We start from the raw sequence: 17326 nt of genomic DNA, 5'->3' as shown, positions 1-17326 counted from the left end.
AAAAACACATTAAACCCGCTTTTAATACCGTAACCTTTTATTAAGAAATTGTTGGAAAAAAATTCAATAATGCTTCACTTTCTAATGCCCCAAGGCCTTTTAAATACTTGTCAGTTTCTTCTAACGAGTGATGTCGCATTTGTAACTGAAGGGTTTTTATATCCTTCGTTTGCCGATAGAACATTACTGCTCCTGTGTGTTTCCAACTATATAATGAATAATTTCCAGTAATTCTAAGCTCCTTTATTATAATGCGGAAAGTATTACCAAAGTGATTTTTCCCCCTTCTGAATTTATCGGGTTTACCATCTTTTCCAAATAAGAAATAGTCTCTTGGATATTTATCTACCCCCCAACTTAATAAATTTTTTCGAAGCTGGGAAGGTATTACAACTTGCTCACTTTTTTTATTTTTTGATATCTCACCTCGTAATAAAATTGTATTTGATTCTAAATCAATATCACCTATTCTCAAATCTCGGATTTCTTTTGGTCTAATGAAGCAATAGTAAATAAGTTGAATACAAAGCCACATTTCAGGATATTTAGCTGAAACGTGGCTTTGTAGCTGATTCCGTAGCAGGGTAGAAAAATACTGTTTTGGAGTCTTGGTAGTGGGTAGTTTCTTAATACCTACAAATGGATTTGTTAGTATAACCTCTTTCTCCATCAATAAGCGGAACAAGTGACGCATATTAGCTGTGTAAGCGTTTACTGTTGTGTTATGTTTTTCTAGCTCTCCAACAAACTGCTTTGCATGCTCTTTCGTCAACTGAGTAATTTCTAAGCTCCCATATCCACTTTTTTGTAGCCATTCCTGGAATATTCTGATTTGTGACTGATAGGCTGAAAAGGTTCCTTTTCTAATTCTCTTCTGCTCATCCTTCAGTACAGTAAAGAGGTGTTCGGAAATTGTAATTTGTGGTTGCTTAAACTCTGGTTCTTTTGGCCCTGATTCCTTGTATAAGACCTTTTTACTATCTAAGTAGGGATTCCAACCATTGTTGAGTTTTCTACGGTAGAAATTGAGCAATTCTTTCACTCGCTCCATCCGTTTTTTATCGTCTGAAATCTGGTTAAGATTGTCGTATACCTTTTTTCGGGAAAGTTTTCCAGTAACCGGATGGGCTACAGAAAAATATACAAACCATCGCGTGTCCTTAGAACCGCGTTTTGGAGTGTAAAGCTGTGGCTGAATACAGGACTTTTCAAGAGTTTTCATTTCTTCTTCTTCTCTACACCCTGCCAAAGTGCAACAAAGAAAAAATGTCCTTTTTGTCCCTTTTGAAGAAAAACCCCTAAAACAAGTCGTTTTAGGGGTTTAGGGAGAAAGACGGGTCTCGAACCCGCGACCTCCAGAACCACAATCTGGCGCTCTAACCAACTGAGCTACATCCTCCGTATATGGACTGCAAAGATAAGGAATGAACAATGAATAATGAACAATGAACCCTATTTTTTACATCAGAATATTCATTGTTCATTATTCATTGTTCATTCATTGCCATTAAACCGCCTGCGAATACCGGGCGTCGGCACCGGCCCAGTCGACCAGGTTCCACCAGGCCGCGATGTAATCCGGGCGTTTGTTCTGGTATTTCAGGTAATACGCGTGTTCCCATACATCCAGACCCAGGATGGGCGTTCCTTTTACTTCGGCAATGTCCATCAGCGGGTTATCCTGATTGGGAGTCGACGTAATGGCCAGTTCACCAGCCGAAGTCACGACTAACCACGCCCAGCCCGAACCAAACCGGGTGGTAGCCGCTTTGGCAAATTCTTCTTTGAAAGTCGCAAATGAGCCGAATTTCTGATCGATGGCTTCCGCCAGTTTACCCGTTGGTTCACCGCCACCGTTCGGTGACAGAATGCCCCAGAAAAAAGTATGATTCCAATGACCTCCGCCATTGTTCCGAACCGCCACCGGATATTTGCTGATTTCAGCCACCAGTTCTTCGATCGACTTACCTTCCAAATCGGTGCCTTTCACCGCGTTGTTGAGGTTGGTCACATACGCAGCGTGGTGCTTGTCGTGGTGAATTTCCATCGTCTGTTGATCGATGTGGGGTTCCAGCGCATTGCTCGGATAAGGCAGGGGAGCTAATTCAAAAGCCATATTATGAATCTGTTAGAGTTAGACATACGTTTAAGTTGTCAAACGCGATAACAGCGACTTTTTAATTTATGTTCGTAAGCCCCGAAAAAAGTTACTCAGCAAATGCTGACTTTCGTTGGCCAAAACGCCCGTCGTCAGGCGCGTTTTGGGATGAAGCAGTGACGGTTTTACGTTGGAAAAACCCCTTTTCGGATCGGGTGCGCCCAAGACGATATGGCCGATCTGCGCCCAGAACAAAGCTCCGGCGCACATCACGCACGGTTCCAGGGTAACATACAAGGTACAATCGGTCAGGTATTTGGAGCCCAGAAACTGGGCGGCTGAAGTCAGGGCGAGCAGTTCGGCGTGGGCAGTTACGTCGGTCAATCGCTCGGTCTGGTTGTAACCTTTGGCAATGATGCGGTTTCGGCAGACAACAACCGCTCCAACCGGAATTTCGTCTTCGTCGAACGCATTCCGGGCCTGGTCAAGCGCCATTCCCATAAAGTAATCGTCATCAAGCATTCGGCTGGAGTTTTGGTACGACAAAACCGGTTCGTGGATTTGTCGTACCAAAAATTACTGTTTCATGATTTTCCGTACCGTGGTTCGGTCGCCAATCTGGATTTGCAGGAAGTAATAACCGGCGGCCTGCTGACTTAAATCCAGCTTGGTTTGCCGCTGGCGCGTCGATAGTTCTTTTGAGATTCGTCCGCTCTGATCGGTCAATTGTATCCTGGCCGGATCTTTCTGCAACGGCAAATCAATGTCGATGGTCAGGCTATTCTGAGTCGGAACCGGGAAAACCTTGACGGCGGTGATGAGCGGATCGGGTTCCAGACCGAGCAGCGGAAGCACCCGAATAACGGCAGTTCCCGTTGCGGTACCGGTACCGCAGGAATTGGAAATCGACGTCACTTTATACGTCGTGGATTTAATCGGCGTTACGGTGATGACGTGCGGATTGGTGCTGGTCGTTATTTTGGTCGTTTTCAGGCTGTCCGAATACTCAAACGTCCAGGGGCTATCACCCGTCAGGGCAAAGGAAATCGGCGTACCCTGGGTGTCGTAAATGTCCTTTGAACCCGTTAACGTAACGGTCGGCAGCGCGCGGATATTCAGAATCGTTGGGCTACTGCTACCCGGAACCGGAACCTGTGGATTGGTGGCCGTCACCCGAACGCGATACAACCCCTGCGCCACCGTGGTCGGAATCGGGGCGGTTATCGGGCTCTGCATCGCCCCCGTTGAAATTTCGACCTTATTAACAAAAGCCGTATCGGCAACCGGAGCCAGTTCGACCCGGTACGTATTTCCGGCCGTAAACTCCCCGGAGGTGGTGAAAGGCACCTGAACCTGAGTTCCGACGCAGATCGTGGTTACCGACAAGGCATTGGTCGTAACGGCCGGAATAACCGCGTTAACCGTAAAGGTTCCAACGGGCGTTCCGGCACCGCAGGAATTGGTAATGTTGGTGACGGTATAAATAGTGGTTTTTTTGGTCGGTAAAAGCGTAATATCCTTTTGGTTGGTCTCCGAGGTGCCGGTCGTACCGTCGGACAATGTGTAACTAAAAGGCGGAATGCTCGTAAACGAGATCGTGACCGGTACGGTATTTCCGAGATTTACCGTCTTTGTGCCTTCAATTTTAGCCGTCGGTGGCGCATTGACAATCAATCTGATCTCGGTTTTCCGGCTTTCGCAACCATTGGCCGCCGTCTGGGTAACAAAGTAGGAGTCGCCTTCCGGTTTGGTGGAAATGTTCGTCGTGGGCGGAGTGGGCGCGGTCGTGGTTACGTTGCCGTACGGATTGGTCCACTTCAGATTCTGCCCCGTGGCTTCCAGCGGTTTTGCGGCTGCGTTCTGGCAGTACACAACCGGCGTTACAGTCGTTGGTTTGGGCGTAACGTTGACGGTAAACGTGATTGGCGCTTTCTGGCTTTCGCAACCGTTGCTGGTTTGCGTCACGCTATAGGTATACACTCGTTGTTCCTCAATATTGGTGGAGGGCCGGGGGGCTCCTCCCAACCCATTGCCGTTGGCATCGAACCATTTGAGGGATTCGCCGTTAGCGGCCAGCGTTTGTTCGGGCGCATCCTGGCAGACACTTTTGTTTTCAACACCCGGCAGAGCGGGTTGCGGTTTCACGACAACTCGGGCGGCTGTGCGCGGGCTTTCGCAGAGGTTAACGGTCTGACTGACGTAGAATGTAAATGTTCCGGCGGTGTTGGTATTCTGAACCGGAGCCCCTCCCAACGCCGAACCGCCGGTTTGCCCACTATACCATTTCAGGCTTTCCCCACTGGCAGCCAGCGTGATTGGTGATGTATTCTGGCAAACTTCGGGTGCAGTCGGAACGCCCGGAACGCCGGGAATTGGAAAGATCTTCACTTTAATGGCTCCCCGATCACTTTCACAACCGTTAGCACCGTTCTGGCTGACGTAATAAGTGAAATCGGCCGGTGCCTGCGTACTGGGCGTTGGAGCCGCCGTCAACGAGCTGGGGCCGCTGGCCGAACTGTACCATTTTAACGAACCACCAGCTTCGAACGTGGCCGTCAGCGGAACGGCGGTTTCGCTTTGGCAGTACCGAATGTCCTGAACACCGGGAATGGCCGGTTTGGCCTTGATCGAAACCACGACGTTGGCGCGTTCGCTTTCGCAGCCGTTGACGGTTTGGCTAAAGTAATAGGTAAATGTTCCGGGCGCATCGGTCGATGGCGTTGGTGCTGTCCCCGAAGCGGTTCCGCCGGTCGCGCTCGTGCCGTACCAGTTCAGGCTGCCGCTGGTCGAGGCCGATAATGGCACAGAAGTCGAAGCCTGGCAGTAGCTCAGGCTTGCTGCTGCTGTGGGAGCCGCTGGTTGCGGTTTTACGGTTACGGCCAGACTGGCCCGTGGCCCTTCGCAGCCATTGATGGATTGGCTGACATAATACGTAGTTATTCCCGGGGTAGTCGTCGGGGGAATGGGGGCCGTCGTGGAAGCGGTGCCGCCCGTTGCGCTCGTCCCATACCAGTTTAAAGTCCCTACACCCGTTACTGTTGCGGAGAGTGCCGGACTCGTTATGTTTTGACAAAGCGAAACCGGAGAAACCGCCGGAATCGTGGGCGTTGCGTAGACCGTTACGGAAATGCTGGCGCGGTTACTTTCGCAGCCGCCGACGGTTTGACTGACGTAGTACGTTGTCGTACCGGGATTGGTCGTCGAAGGCGTAGGGCCGGCAGGCGTTGACGTACCGCCGGTTGGGTTGGTACCGTACCAGTTCGCGGTTCCGCCACTTCCGACCACCGCCGTTAGCTGGCTGGCTGTCATGCCCTGACAATAACTAAACGAAGCCGTAACGGTTGGAACAGCAGGTTTGGACGTGACAGTTACGGCTATCGCGGTGCGGGGACCTTCGCAGCCATTCACCGTTTGACTGACGTAATAATTGGTTGTTCCGGCGGCACTGGTCACAGGGATGCTTGCGGTTTCCGAAGGTGTTCCGCCCGTGGCATTGGTACCGTACCAGTTCAAGGTTCCACCGGACGTGGGCGTGGCAACCAGACCGGTTGCCACTACATCCTGACAATAAGCAGGAGGTGTGGTCGTATTGGGGGCTGCGGGTATATTTCTAACCGTTACGACCAGTGAAGCACGAGGCCCTTCACATCCATCGACGGTTTGGCTGACGTAGTAGGTGGTTGTACCTGTTGCACTGGTCGGCGGTGAAGGGGCCGTTGCGGATGCGGTTCCGCCAGAAGCATTCGTTCCGTACCAATTCAGACTGCCTCCGCTCGTGGGTGATGCCGTCAGGGCGGATGCGGTTTCATTCTGGCAAAAACCGACCGGACTAACACCCGGAGCCGCTGGTATAGGCTTAATGGTAACGGCAATCGCAACCCGATCGCTTTCGCATCCACCCGCATTCTTCTGACTCACGTAATAGTTAATCGTTCCGGCCGTCGTCGTTGCCGGTGTTGGGGCTGTTGTTGTACCGGTTCCTCCGGTGGCACTGCTTCCATACCACGTCAGCGTGTTCCCACCGCCTGACGTTGCGGATAGCGCGGGAACCGCTGTGCCCAGACAAACCGTAACTGGCGTGGTAACGGTTGGAGGAGCCGGTTTGGCATTGACCGTAACCACAATGCTGGTGCGCGGTCCTTCGCAGTCGCCGATGGCCTGGCTGACATAATACGTAACCGCACCGACGGTATTGGTTAAGGGAGTTGGGGCAATTGCCGAAGCGGTTCCGCCCGTTGGACTGGTTCCGTACCATTTCAGACTGGCACCCGCCGATGCAGTGGCTGAAAGAGGAGAAGCGGGGGCATTCTGGCAATAAACCGGGGCGGCTCCGGTGGTGGGTGCCGCCGGAACCGCACTAACCGTAACCGTAATCTCTGCTCGCGTGCTTTCGCAGGTTCCAATGGCCTGACTGACGTAATAATTGGTTGAACCAACGGCTGCCGCTGAGGGTGTTGGAGCTGTTGATGACGAACTTCCACCGGAAGGACTTGTTCCCCACCATTTAAGTGTTGCACCTGGGCTTGTTGTGGCAGTTAGGGCTCCCGGGGCAGCACCCTGACAGTAAGTCAAATCGGAAGTGCCCGGAGGACCCGGTATGGCGGTAATGGTGAGCGACGTTGAACTGTTGCTGCCGTTTACGGCCGGGTTGGTCGAGACAACCCGAACCCGGTAGCCCGCGCCACTGGCTCCGCCCGGAATGGTGCCGGTTAATGGGCTGGTGGCTCCGCTGCCGATGTCGTTAAAGGTTCCGGATGCGGTGGCGAGCTGGACTTTAAATTGATTTCCCGCTCCGAATGTGCCTGATGAAGTAGACGTTGTGAACGGAACGGAAATGGTACCACCCGCACAAACCGAAGAAACGGATAAGGCCCCCGTTGCAATGGTCTGGGCCGATACCTTTCCCAAACTTCCCAAAACCACAACCAGCAAAAGCCAATACAGACGTAATGATCTATTCATACGGAACCAAATTAAGGAGAAACGAAGTCGGTTAACTTCGTATTATTCTGACTATTTACCCAAAAGTACAAATTACATCGACTGATAAATAATCTCGTGAATTTGCCGCCGAATTTTTTGGGTATTGATGACGGTATTACCTGCGCTGGGGTTGACGCGATTGGATAGAAAAATGAAGACAAGATCGTAATCGGGATCGACCCAGATCACATTGCCGGTAAAACCGGTATGGCCAAACGACCGGGGCGAAACCTGCGTAGCGTGATACACGCTGTTGCCATCCACCTCGGGTTTGTCCCAACCCAGGACGCGGTGGCTGCGATCACTCTGGGTGCGGACAAAAAGCGGCACAGTTCCGGGCATCAAAAACCGCCGACCACCGTAATTCCCCCGTTGCAGGTTCATTTGCAGAATTTTGGCAATGTCGTTGGCATCGCCGAATAGTCCGGCATGACCCGATATGCCGCCCTGTAAAGCCGCTAACTGGTCATGAACCGTTCCTTGCAGCAGCGAATTACGGAAATACGTATCCTGCTCGGTAGGTGCAACCCGGCATCCTGCGTGGCATTGGAGCGGATTGAAACAGAGCGTCGAAATGCCCAGTGATTTGTAGAGATTTTCGTTTAGGAAAATGTCGAGCGGTTGTTTGGCCACCCGTTCAACGAGTTTTTGCAAAATCACGAAACTTAAATCGCTGTATACATAACTGTAACGACCGTCTTCATCCGCGCGGGCAGTGAGGGGAGTACGCACAATCCATTGCCAGATCGAGTCGCGCAGGGCCGGAGCAGCATACAGATTCGGGCCAACCTGCAACGAATAGGTCGTGTCGCGAACGGAGCGGAAGGCCGACATGGCCGGTGATTTCGACCGCTCGATGGCCCGCGATAAACCCGCCGGCAAACCGGTTTGGTGCAGCAGCACGTCGCTGACGGTCATATTCCGTTTGCTGTTGTTCTGAAATTCGGGCAGGTAAAATGCTACTTTCTGGTTCAGGTCGATGGCGCCACGCTCATTCAGCAACATTACCGCCTGGAGTGTCGCCAGCACCTTCGTAAGCGAAGCCAGATCATAGAGGGTTTCGTCGGTTACGCGCTCGGCATTGTTATACGCCAGCGTACCGAAACTTTTATCGAAAACTACTTTGCCTTTCCGCGCCACCAGCACCTGACAACCGGGAAAAGCGTGGTCGCGGATGGCTTTCTGAACGACGGTTTCAATGTGTTTCAACTGCCCCGAACGCATGCCGACGCTTTCGGGCAAACTGTACGCCAGCCGCTGATTGGGCGCGGTCAGCAATCCGTTGCCGATGCGCCATTCGCCGATGGTAACCGGCATGACACCTTTGGCGGGGACCGCCCCGAAAATGATCTGCGGCACCACGCGCTGCATTTCTTCCCCATCTTCGTAGGCGCACAAAACCGCATCGGCTTCCGTGCCGACAAACGGCCGGAGCGCGTAGGCCGGGCCAAATGCGCAGACAACGACCCGAACGCCCCGTTGCTTCAACCGGTTAATCAGACTCAGTGACGCATTGGTAACGCCGTAATTCCACTTGGCCGACGGACTCATCCGGTGAAAGCTCACCACCACCAGATTGGCATCGCCAACCTGACTCAGCATTTCGTCCACATTCTGATCGCCCGACGGTTTTTCTCCGTACGTAATCTGCTTGAACGGCGCATACCGTCCCAGCATTTTCTGGAATGCATTGCCGTAATCGGTTCCGATGGAAACCGAAGCCAGGCGTAATGTATCCAGGGCACTGACCGGTAATAAATTATTAGTGTTTTTAACGAGCGTAACCGCCTGTTCGCAAAGCTCCTGTTTCAGTAACTGGGCTTCCGACGAGTTCAGATCGCGGTTGAGGTTTTCGAGTTGAATCGGCTTGTATCGGTTCAAACCGGCCCAATACTTGGCCCGCAGAATTTTCTTAACTTTTTCATCGATCAGTTCCTGCGAAATCCGCTTCTGCTCCACGGCTTCGGCAATGCGGTGAACCGCGTCGGGCACATTTTCCGGGTACAACAGCACGTCATTTCCGGCCATCAAGGCCCGCAGGTTGATTTCCTCGGCCGGTAGTTTACCAATTCCACCCATGTTGAGCGCATCGGTGAACACTAGTCCACGGAAGCCTAATTCCTTCTTTAACAGATCGGTTACAATTTTTTCGGATAAAGTCGCGGCCAGGCGCGGGGTGTTATCGACCACCGGAACGTGTAAATGGCCGGTGACAACGCCCATCAAACTATCCGCGATGAGTTTACGGAACGGATACAGGTCGATGTCGTTTAATTGCGTAACGGAGCGGCTGATCGTGGGAAGCGTCAGGTGCGAATCGCTACTGGCGTCGCCGTGACCGGGGAAATGTTTGGCAGTGGCGATGACGTGGGTATGCTGTAACCCTTTCATGTAGGCCGATGCTTTCAGCGCTACATTTTCCTTCGATTCGCCGAAGGAGCGGTTACCAATAACCGGGTTGGAGGGATTGCTGTTGATGTCGGAAACCGGGGCAAAATTAATGTGAATGCCCAGGCGCTGGCACTGGCGGCCAATTTCGGCACCCATGCGGTAAATCACGGCGGTGTCGTTGATGGCTCCCAGCGTCATTTGTTTCGGGAAATCCATCGTGCTGTCGAGCCGCATGCCTAGACCCCATTCGCCGTCGATGCCAACGAGCAGTGGAATGCTGGCGGCTGCCTGATACCGGTTTGTCAGAATAGCTTGCCGGTTTGGCCCGCCCTGAAAGAAAATAAGTCCGCCGATGTTATAATGGCGAACCAGCGTTTCGATGTATTGGTAATGCGCTTCGTCCCGATTGGAAAACGTGGCGACCATGAAAAACTGACCAATCTTTTGTGCCTGCGTCAGGGTGCGGAAAACACTGTCGACCCACCGTTGCTGCTGCGGAGCCGAGCCCCACACCTCAACCGGATGAGCGGCTATTTTGTGGTGCCATACTTCAGCTTTGGCCACGCGCGCCGGTGTCTCCTTTGAAAACGAAGTCAACAGATTCGCTGATAGTAAGGCATGACGCCAGCCTGAACCCTGCCACACAGGCCGGGCCAATCCGGAATGATTCCACCCAAAAGCTGTCAAAAAAACGGCCAACAACAGAGCCAACACTACCCGGGAGACAACTTTAGTACGCATTTTGGTCAAGAAATACAGTTACGTCAGGTTGTACAGTTTATTCCATTCAAACGATAAAGTTAACCAAATAACGAAAACATGCCTAATAAAAACACACGACAAACCCCCTATTTATTCATAAATTTTAACCGTTTGACCTTTATAAAATTCTGAAATAATTGGTTTAGGGAAAAATAAGGGCGATTTGATCCGTTATCTCCCTCAATTAATCCGGCAATTCCTGTGCCATAAAAAAATAGCGGTGTCACGACCTGAGGTCATGACACCGCTATTTTTTGCGATGCAGCTATAATTTGTCTTAACCCAATTTCTTACGTAGCAGAACCCACGTTTGTAATACGGAAGGAGCGGCCACCTTGACACAATTTGTGAGGGTACGCTTGTCAGTAACCGTTGTCGTTTTGCACACAACCGCCTTATACTGCTTCGCCTTGCGGTGAGCAGAAAACAGGTTGTGCGGATGACCCATGGCTGAAGCATTCAGACCGGCACCAATCAACAGGAGGAAGATTACTAATTTTTTCATACTCATCACGGGCTTGCCCCTTCTTAAGTTCTTTACAAAGATATGGGTTTTCTCTTGTACCTTGCAATACATAGTACCTTGTTTTTTCGAAAAACTTTTTAAACGGTACTATTTATTGATGAACGGTATTGACTTGCCAAACTGGATACAACCAACTTACCTTAAGACGCGGTTTACTTTAAAAGGTAACGTAAAGGTAGCCGGTCTTTTTCCTATCTTTTAGTAAAAGTAGCTGAACTGCTCAAAACAACCGATCAACCATCTGAATAAAAGGACGAAATCCATTCGTCGTCCGACAATCAGCCGGTTTTAGGGGATGAAATTACGGGATCACAATCCGCTTAACCGCTCCATCGTCTTTCTGTGTGACGTTAACGAAGAAAACACCCTTCGCTTTTTTGTCGATGTCGATCTGACCAGCGTAGCTTCCCGAGAAGTCCTTCACCTCTTTTTTGGCAATTTCCTTGCCATCGGCGGTAGTAACCCGAATGCGAATATCACCTTTGGCCGGTGCCGTAAAACGAACGTTTAACTCGTTGGTTTCCGGGTTGTTCGAATATACCTGGAGGTTGCGGATGGTCGGAGCTTTCTCGTCGTCCATCGACCAACTCCAGTTGCGGAACGAATCTTCCATGCGCTGTCCGAAGTTTTCCGGCCAGTGGAATTCGAAGCGTTTCAGCCGGTCGACCAGCGAGTCGGAGTCGAAGCGGTAGCGGTTTTGCAGTTTGCCATCCTTGTAATACCGGAACTCGCTCGGACCGCCGGGCGAGTTCGGGCCAGTTGCGCGGTTGGGCCGACGCGCCGTGATGTCGCGCTCGCTGCGTTTGGTAATCCGGTCGGCGTTGCGGTTTTCGCGGTAACTGTAATTACTATTGGAATTGTTGGTCTCGTCGATCACAATCGTGATTTGTCCTTTGCTGTTCCCGCGTTTGGTCCGGATCGAATCGACCAGCCGGTTTACCAGCGCATCCCGTTCGTCATCCCTCATGCCATCCAGGTGATAGCTGCGTTCGATTTCGCGAACTTCACCGGCGTTGGTGCGTTCAATAATCTTCACGTTGACGCTGTTTTTGTCAGCGTCTGTTTTCTTGTCGGATTGGGCCAGCGCCGTGGCCGACCAACCGCACGCCAGCAGGGCTGCCAGGATCAGGCGGTAGCGGATAACAGATGGAATACTCATTGCGTTAATCATTTTTACGGTCAGAAAACACTGCAAACCTAGGGCAAATCGAATGGTTTCGTTGTTAAAGTTTGTTAAAGGGTATGGGTATTTTAGCCAGCAGGCCGAAGGTTTTGTAATTTTAGGTGAGGATAACCAACCAATAGATGCTGGTGAAACCGAAAATGTTGCACAGGAGGAATAAAAAATGACAAAACAACGCATCCGCTGGATTGCCGTGCTGATGACGGTGGGTTTGCTGGGGCTGATTTCGCTGCAACTTTACTGGATCGACAACGCGCTGTCGTTGCAGAAAGAACAGTTTGATTATAAAGTAACCGACGGTTTGCAGGAAGTGGTTCGGACGCTGGAAAGGCAGGAGATTCTGTACCTGACCCGCCAACGCATGAACCAGCAGCAGCAGCAGCGCCAACTGATGGCCATTTCCCGGCCAACGGTTAGCAATCCGTCGACAAACACCCGCGATCAGCTGGCTAAAATAGCCAACCGGTTTTCTAAAAAAGCCCGCGCCGAAGCGTATCTGGCAAATCGGGCTAAAGAAATAAATCCGATAGTGTCGGAGCCGGAAAGCAACGCTACGGTTCCGATGAATGTCTGGCAGCAAACGCAGGTGTCGCCTTCCGACGCGTTTCATTCGGATGTGCAGAAACTGTCGGATGTGCAGCAGAAGCATTTCGAAGACCTGGTTCGGCAGCAGGATGCCCTGGGGCCGGACGAACTTTGGGATTTACAGATGCAGCAGCAACGGCAGTTCAATAATCTGGTCGATCAGGTTTTTGAACGTCAGTTGCGGCTGATGTACGCGCAGCCGGATAGTACACTGATCGTATCGAATCCGATCAAAAAGGAACAGATTACCCGGCGGTTTCGCCGGAAACAAAAACCGGTAGCTCCGGTAGTCCCCGCTGTTCAACCCGATTCCAAAGATGGCATGCAGAAAGTCGAGCAACAGTCGGAAATGGTGAAAGGCGTAGTGCGGGATTTGCTGTTTGCCAATCGCCCAATCGAAAGCCGCGTCAATCGCACCCTGCTGGATTCGTTGTTGAAAGAAGCCATTGTCGAGCGCGGAATCAGCATTCCGTTTGAATACGGTGTTCGGACCAACGTAGGCGTGGGGCTGGCCAAACCGCAGTTGTTGTTCGCGTCGCACTCGCAGAATCAGCTTTCGGAGAATAAGAAAGTGTACAAAGCGGTTTTGTTCCCGAACAATTTTCTGGAAAAAGGCAATTACGTATATATCTATTTCCCGGATCAGCAGCAGTTTATTCTGCGGAAAATGAGCGCGGTGTTGGCGGGTTCGGCGGTTTTGGTGCTGGTGATTATGGCCTGTTTCTACGTTGCGATCAACACGATCATGCGGCAGAAAAAACTGGCCGACATCAAGAATGACTTCATCAATAACATGACGCACGAGTTTAAAACGCCGATATCAACCATTTCGCTGGCGGTTGAGATGGCGCAGGAACAACTCAGCCACGGTCTCGAACCAGCCGAAGAACCGGCCACGCGCCTGACCCGCTACATGGGCATCATCCGCGACGAAACCCGCCGACTGGGTACACACGTCGAAAAAGTGCTTCAAATGGCGCTACTCGACCGGGCCACGGCGGGCAAAGGTGCGGTAAAACTAAAATTGTCGTCGGTCAATATCCACGATGCCATTGGCAACGTTCTCAATACGATCGGTTTGCAGATCGAGCAGAAAGAAGGCGAAGTTCACCTGGATTTTGAAGCCGCCGACGAAATTGTGGAAGCGGACGAAGTTCACCTGAGCAACATTCTCTATAACCTGCTGGATAATGCCATTAAATACTCGCCCGAAAAACCGGATATTACCATTCAGACACGGAATGTGGAGAACGGAATCAGTGTTACCGTCGCCGATCACGGCATTGGCATGACGAAAGATCAGGTGAGCCGGATTTTCGAGAAGTTTTACCGCGTTCCGACGGGCAATCTGCACGATGTCAAAGGCTTCGGATTGGGGTTGAGTTACGTCAAGAAAATGGTCGAAGAACACCACGGGTCTATCCGGGTCGAGAGCCAGTTGGGAAAAGGAAGTTCGTTTGAAGTAGTTTTGCCATACCAACACACTTAGACCCTTTGCTAAACTCCTTTTTCTCTGCTTAGCTCCGCGAAATAGCTTTTTATTTGTTTCGCAGAGTTAAGCAGAGAAAAAGGAGTTTAGCGGAGGAAAATACAATATGCCGAAGATTTTACTGGTTGAAGATGACCCGAATCTGGGGATGCTGTTGCAGGAATACCTGAGCGCAAAAGGATACGATACCGATCTGGCAACCGACGGCAATCAGGGCTGGCAACGGTTTGTCGATCACGCGTACGATCTGTGCCTGTTCGATGTGATGCTGCCGAAAAAAGACGGTTTTTCACTGGCGAAGGAAGTGCGGATGTCAGGCCGGGATGTGCCGATTATTTTCCTGACCGCCAAGTCGATGAAGGAGGATACGATTCAGGGCTTCCGGATCGGGGCCGACGACTACATGACCAAACCGTTCAGCATGGAAGAATTGCTGCTGCGGATTCAGGCCATTCTCCGGCGGTATCACAAAACCGATGAAACGCAGCAACCCGCCACGTACCAGATTGGCTCTTTTTCCTTCGATTTTGCGCACCAGCTCCTGACCCGCGACGGCACCGACGTCAAACTCACCAGTAAGGAATCCGCCTTACTGAAATTATTTGCCCAGAACAAAAATCAGCCGCTCAGCCGCAGTTTTGCCCTCAAGCTCATCTGGGGTGACGATTCGTACTTCAACGCCCGCAGCATGGACGTTTACATCACCAAACTCCGCAAGTACCTCAAAGACGACGAGTCGGTTCAGATCGTGAACCTGCACGGCGAGGGATTTAAACTGATGGCGTAACGGTTCGGTGTGTTATCTTTGTGGCAATAGTAGATAGTCAGACAAAAGAGAATAGAGGAAAGAGCAACTCGTTGCCTTTTAGCCATTGGTCGCTTGTCGGTTCTCTTTCTTCTTTTTTCTCGTAAATAATATATTACGTTATGCTACGAAGACCCCGCAGGAATAGAAAATCGCCCGTTATTCGGGATTTAGTTCAGGAAAACACGCTCTCGCTCAACGACCTGATTTATCCCATGTTCGTGATGGAAGGCGAGGGCGTTCGCTCCGAAATCACGTCCATGCCGGGTGTTGCCCGGTTTTCGCTCGACCTGCTGCTGGAAGAAATGCAGGAATGTGTCGATCTGGGATTGCGCACCTTTGCCTTGTTTCCCAACCTGCCCGAAAGCAAAAAAGATAAATACGCGACCGAAAGCCACAATCACGAAGGACTGTATCTGCAAGCCGTGAAGGCCATCAAAACCCGGTTTCCGGCTATTGCCCTGATGACCGATGTGGCCATGGATCCCTACAGTTCCGACGGGCATGACGGAATTGTCGAAGAAGGCCCGAACGGTTTTGAAGTGGTCAACGATGAAACGCTGGTTGTGCTGGCTAAAATGGCGGTGGCGCAGGCCCGCGCCGGTGCCGACATTATTGGGCCGTCGGACATGATGGACGGCCGCATCGGTTACATCCGCGAAGCGCTCGACAAAGAAGGGTTTACCCACGTTTCGATCATGGCCTATACGGCCAAATACGCCGGCGCGTTCTACGGCCCGTTCCGCGATGCGCTCGACTCGGCTCCGCGTTTCGGCGATAAGAAAACCTACCAGATGAACCCGGCCAACAGCCGCGAAGCCCTGATCGAAGCCGAACTGGATTATGCCGAAGGCGCTGATTTTCTGATGGTAAAACCGGCAATGGTCTACCTGGACATCATTAAATTGCTGAACGATAATTTTGATTTGCCGATTGCCGCGTATAATGTCAGTGGCGAATACGCAATGGTGAAGGCCGCGGCTGCCAACGGCTGGATCGACCACGACCGGGCCATGCTGGAAATCCTGACGGCGATGAAACGCGCCGGCGCCAAGATTATCCTGACGTATTTTGCGAAGGAAGTTGCCCAACTTCGAAAATCCTAGACTTCATAAAACCGGTAGGCGGTTCGGCTTCCCGGTTCTACCTTTGCCGCATGAGCACACTATTGATCCAGAATGCCCGTCTGATTAACGAAGGAACTATTCGTGAAACGGACGTTTATTGCAAAGACGGTTTTATCGAACAGATCGGTTCGGGTCTGACCAAACCGGCGGATACGGTTATCGATGCCCAAGGAAACTATTTGTTACCGGGCGTCATCGACGATCAGGTGCATTTCCGCGAACCTGGTTTGACCCACAAAGCCACCATCCATTCCGAAGCGCGGGCGGCCGTGGCCGGTGGGGTCACGAGTTTCATGGAAATGCCCAATACGGTTCCGAACGTGCTGACGCAGGAATTGCTGGCCCAGAAATACGAGATTGCCGCCCGGACGTCGCTCGCCAATTATTCGTTTTTCATGGGCGGTTCCAACGACAATCTGGAGGAAGTCCTGAAAACCGATCCCGAAACTGTCTGCGGCATCAAAATATTCATGGGGTCGTCGACGGGCAACATGCTGGTCGATAATGAAAAAGTGCTGGATGCGGTATTCCGGCAAAGCCCGATGCTGATTGCGACGCACTGCGAAGATGAAGCCACCATCCGGGCGAACACGGCGCACTATAAAGAATTGTACGGCGACAACGCAACTGCGAAGATTCATCCGCTCGTCCGGAACGAGGAAGCGTGCCTGAAATCATCGTCGCTGGCGGTCGAATTGGCTAAAAAACACAATACCCGGCTGCACATTCTCCACATTTCGACGGCTGATGAACTGGCGTTGTTTACCAATGCGGTTTCGTTGAAGGAAAAACGGATTACGGCCGAGGTCTGCGTTCATCACCTCTGGTTCGATGCCGATGATTACGACCGGCTGGGCAATCTGATCAAGTGCAATCCCGCCATCAAAGCTCCGCACCACAAACCGCAGCTCTGGCAGGCGCTGCTCGACGATCGGCTCGACATCATCGCTACCGACCACGCACCCCATACCTGGGCCGAAAAGCAGCAGCCCTACTGGCAGGCGCCGTCCGGTTTGCCGTTGGTGCAACATCCGTTGCTGCTCATGCTGGAAGCGGTGCAGCAGGGAAAAATAACATTGGAAAAAGTGGTGGAGAAAATGTGCCATGCGCCCGCCGACTGTTTTCAGATCGACCGGCGTGGGTACGTCCGCGAAGGCTTCTGGGCCGATCTGGTGCTGGTCGACGCAAACCGGAAAAGCGCTGTTGCCAAAGATACCATTCACTACCAGTGTGGCTGGTCGCCCCTGGAAGGAACGGTTTTTAGCGCAGCCATAACGCACACGATTGTTTCGGGACATCTGGCCTATGCCGACGGACAGTTTAACGAATCCGTGTCTGGTAAACGATTGCGGTTTGCCCGGTAACGAAAAAAGGCCA

12 protein-coding genes and 1 tRNA gene are annotated in these 17326 nt (G+C 51.7%); 5 read left to right on the top strand and 8 right to left on the bottom strand.

Annotated features, from left to right (window positions below; all coding sequences use genetic code 11):
• Nucleotides 1-40: 40 nt before the first annotated feature.
• The 8 genes from EHT25_RS10195 to EHT25_RS10160 form a co-directional block, all read right to left on the bottom strand.
• The gene (locus tag EHT25_RS10195; protein ID WP_124874075.1) at nt 41-1222 is read right to left on the bottom strand and encodes a tyrosine-type recombinase/integrase; all 1182 of its coding nucleotides are present in this window, start codon (nt 1220-1222) and stop codon (nt 41-43) included.
• 102 nt (nt 1223-1324) lie between these two features.
• A tRNA-His gene (locus EHT25_RS10190) sits at nt 1325-1400 on the bottom strand.
• Between the two features lie 107 nt (nt 1401-1507).
• Nucleotides 1508-2116 carry a superoxide dismutase gene (locus EHT25_RS10185; protein WP_124874073.1) on the bottom strand — a complete coding sequence of 203 codons (609 nt, stop codon included), beginning with the start codon at nt 2114-2116 and terminating at the stop codon, nt 1508-1510.
• Nucleotides 2117-2182: 66 nt separating this feature from the next.
• The gene (locus EHT25_RS10180; protein WP_124874071.1) at nt 2183-2620 is read right to left on the bottom strand and encodes a nucleoside deaminase; all 438 of its coding nucleotides are present in this window, start codon (nt 2618-2620) and stop codon (nt 2183-2185) included.
• Between the two features lie 54 nt (nt 2621-2674).
• On the bottom strand, nt 2675-7060 hold the full coding sequence (locus tag EHT25_RS10175; protein ID WP_124874069.1) for a T9SS type A sorting domain-containing protein: 4386 nt from the start codon (nt 7058-7060) through the stop codon (nt 2675-2677).
• A 72-nt stretch (nt 7061-7132) separates the two neighbouring features.
• Nucleotides 7133-10069, bottom strand: a complete 2937-nt coding sequence (locus EHT25_RS10170; RefSeq protein WP_310588744.1) for a serine hydrolase domain-containing protein — start codon at nt 10067-10069, stop codon at nt 7133-7135.
• A gap of 442 nt (nt 10070-10511) precedes the next feature.
• Nucleotides 10512-10739 carry a hypothetical protein gene (locus tag EHT25_RS10165; RefSeq protein WP_124874065.1) on the bottom strand — a complete coding sequence of 76 codons (228 nt, stop codon included), beginning with the start codon at nt 10737-10739 and terminating at the stop codon, nt 10512-10514.
• Between the two features lie 322 nt (nt 10740-11061).
• Nucleotides 11062-11919 (bottom strand): T9SS type A sorting domain-containing protein, encoded by an 858-nt coding sequence (locus tag EHT25_RS10160; RefSeq protein ID WP_185731328.1) that lies wholly within the window; start codon nt 11917-11919, stop codon nt 11062-11064.
• A 52-nt stretch (nt 11920-11971) separates the two neighbouring features.
• Here EHT25_RS10160 and EHT25_RS33310 point away from each other — a divergent pair, with 52 nt between their 5' ends.
• The 5 genes from EHT25_RS33310 (at nt 11972) to EHT25_RS10140 (ending at nt 17313) form a co-directional block, all read left to right on the top strand.
• The gene (locus EHT25_RS33310) at nt 11972-12103 is read left to right on the top strand and encodes a hypothetical protein (RefSeq protein WP_262707824.1); all 132 of its coding nucleotides are present in this window, start codon (nt 11972-11974) and stop codon (nt 12101-12103) included.
• A gap of 3 nt (nt 12104-12106) precedes the next feature.
• Nucleotides 12107-14017 (top strand): sensor histidine kinase, encoded by a 1911-nt coding sequence (locus EHT25_RS10155; protein WP_124874061.1) that lies wholly within the window; start codon nt 12107-12109, stop codon nt 14015-14017.
• A 106-nt stretch (nt 14018-14123) separates the two neighbouring features.
• Nucleotides 14124-14804, top strand: coding sequence for a response regulator transcription factor (locus EHT25_RS10150; RefSeq protein WP_124874059.1), 681 nt, complete (start codon nt 14124-14126; stop codon nt 14802-14804).
• Between the two features lie 140 nt (nt 14805-14944).
• Nucleotides 14945-15928 carry a porphobilinogen synthase gene (gene hemB / locus EHT25_RS10145; RefSeq protein WP_124874057.1) on the top strand — a complete coding sequence of 328 codons (984 nt, stop codon included), beginning with the start codon at nt 14945-14947 and terminating at the stop codon, nt 15926-15928.
• Nucleotides 15929-15978: 50 nt separating this feature from the next.
• A complete protein-coding gene (locus tag EHT25_RS10140) occupies nt 15979-17313 on the top strand; it encodes a dihydroorotase (protein WP_124874055.1) in 1335 nt (444 codons plus the stop codon).
• Nucleotides 17314-17326: the final 13 nt, after the last annotated feature.

The organism is Larkinella rosea (assembly GCF_003858635.1).
Classification (GTDB): domain Bacteria; phylum Bacteroidota; class Bacteroidia; order Cytophagales; family Spirosomataceae; genus Larkinella; species Larkinella rosea.
Note: the sequence above shows the minus strand (reverse complement) of the source record. Positions and strands in the feature narration are given on the sequence as shown.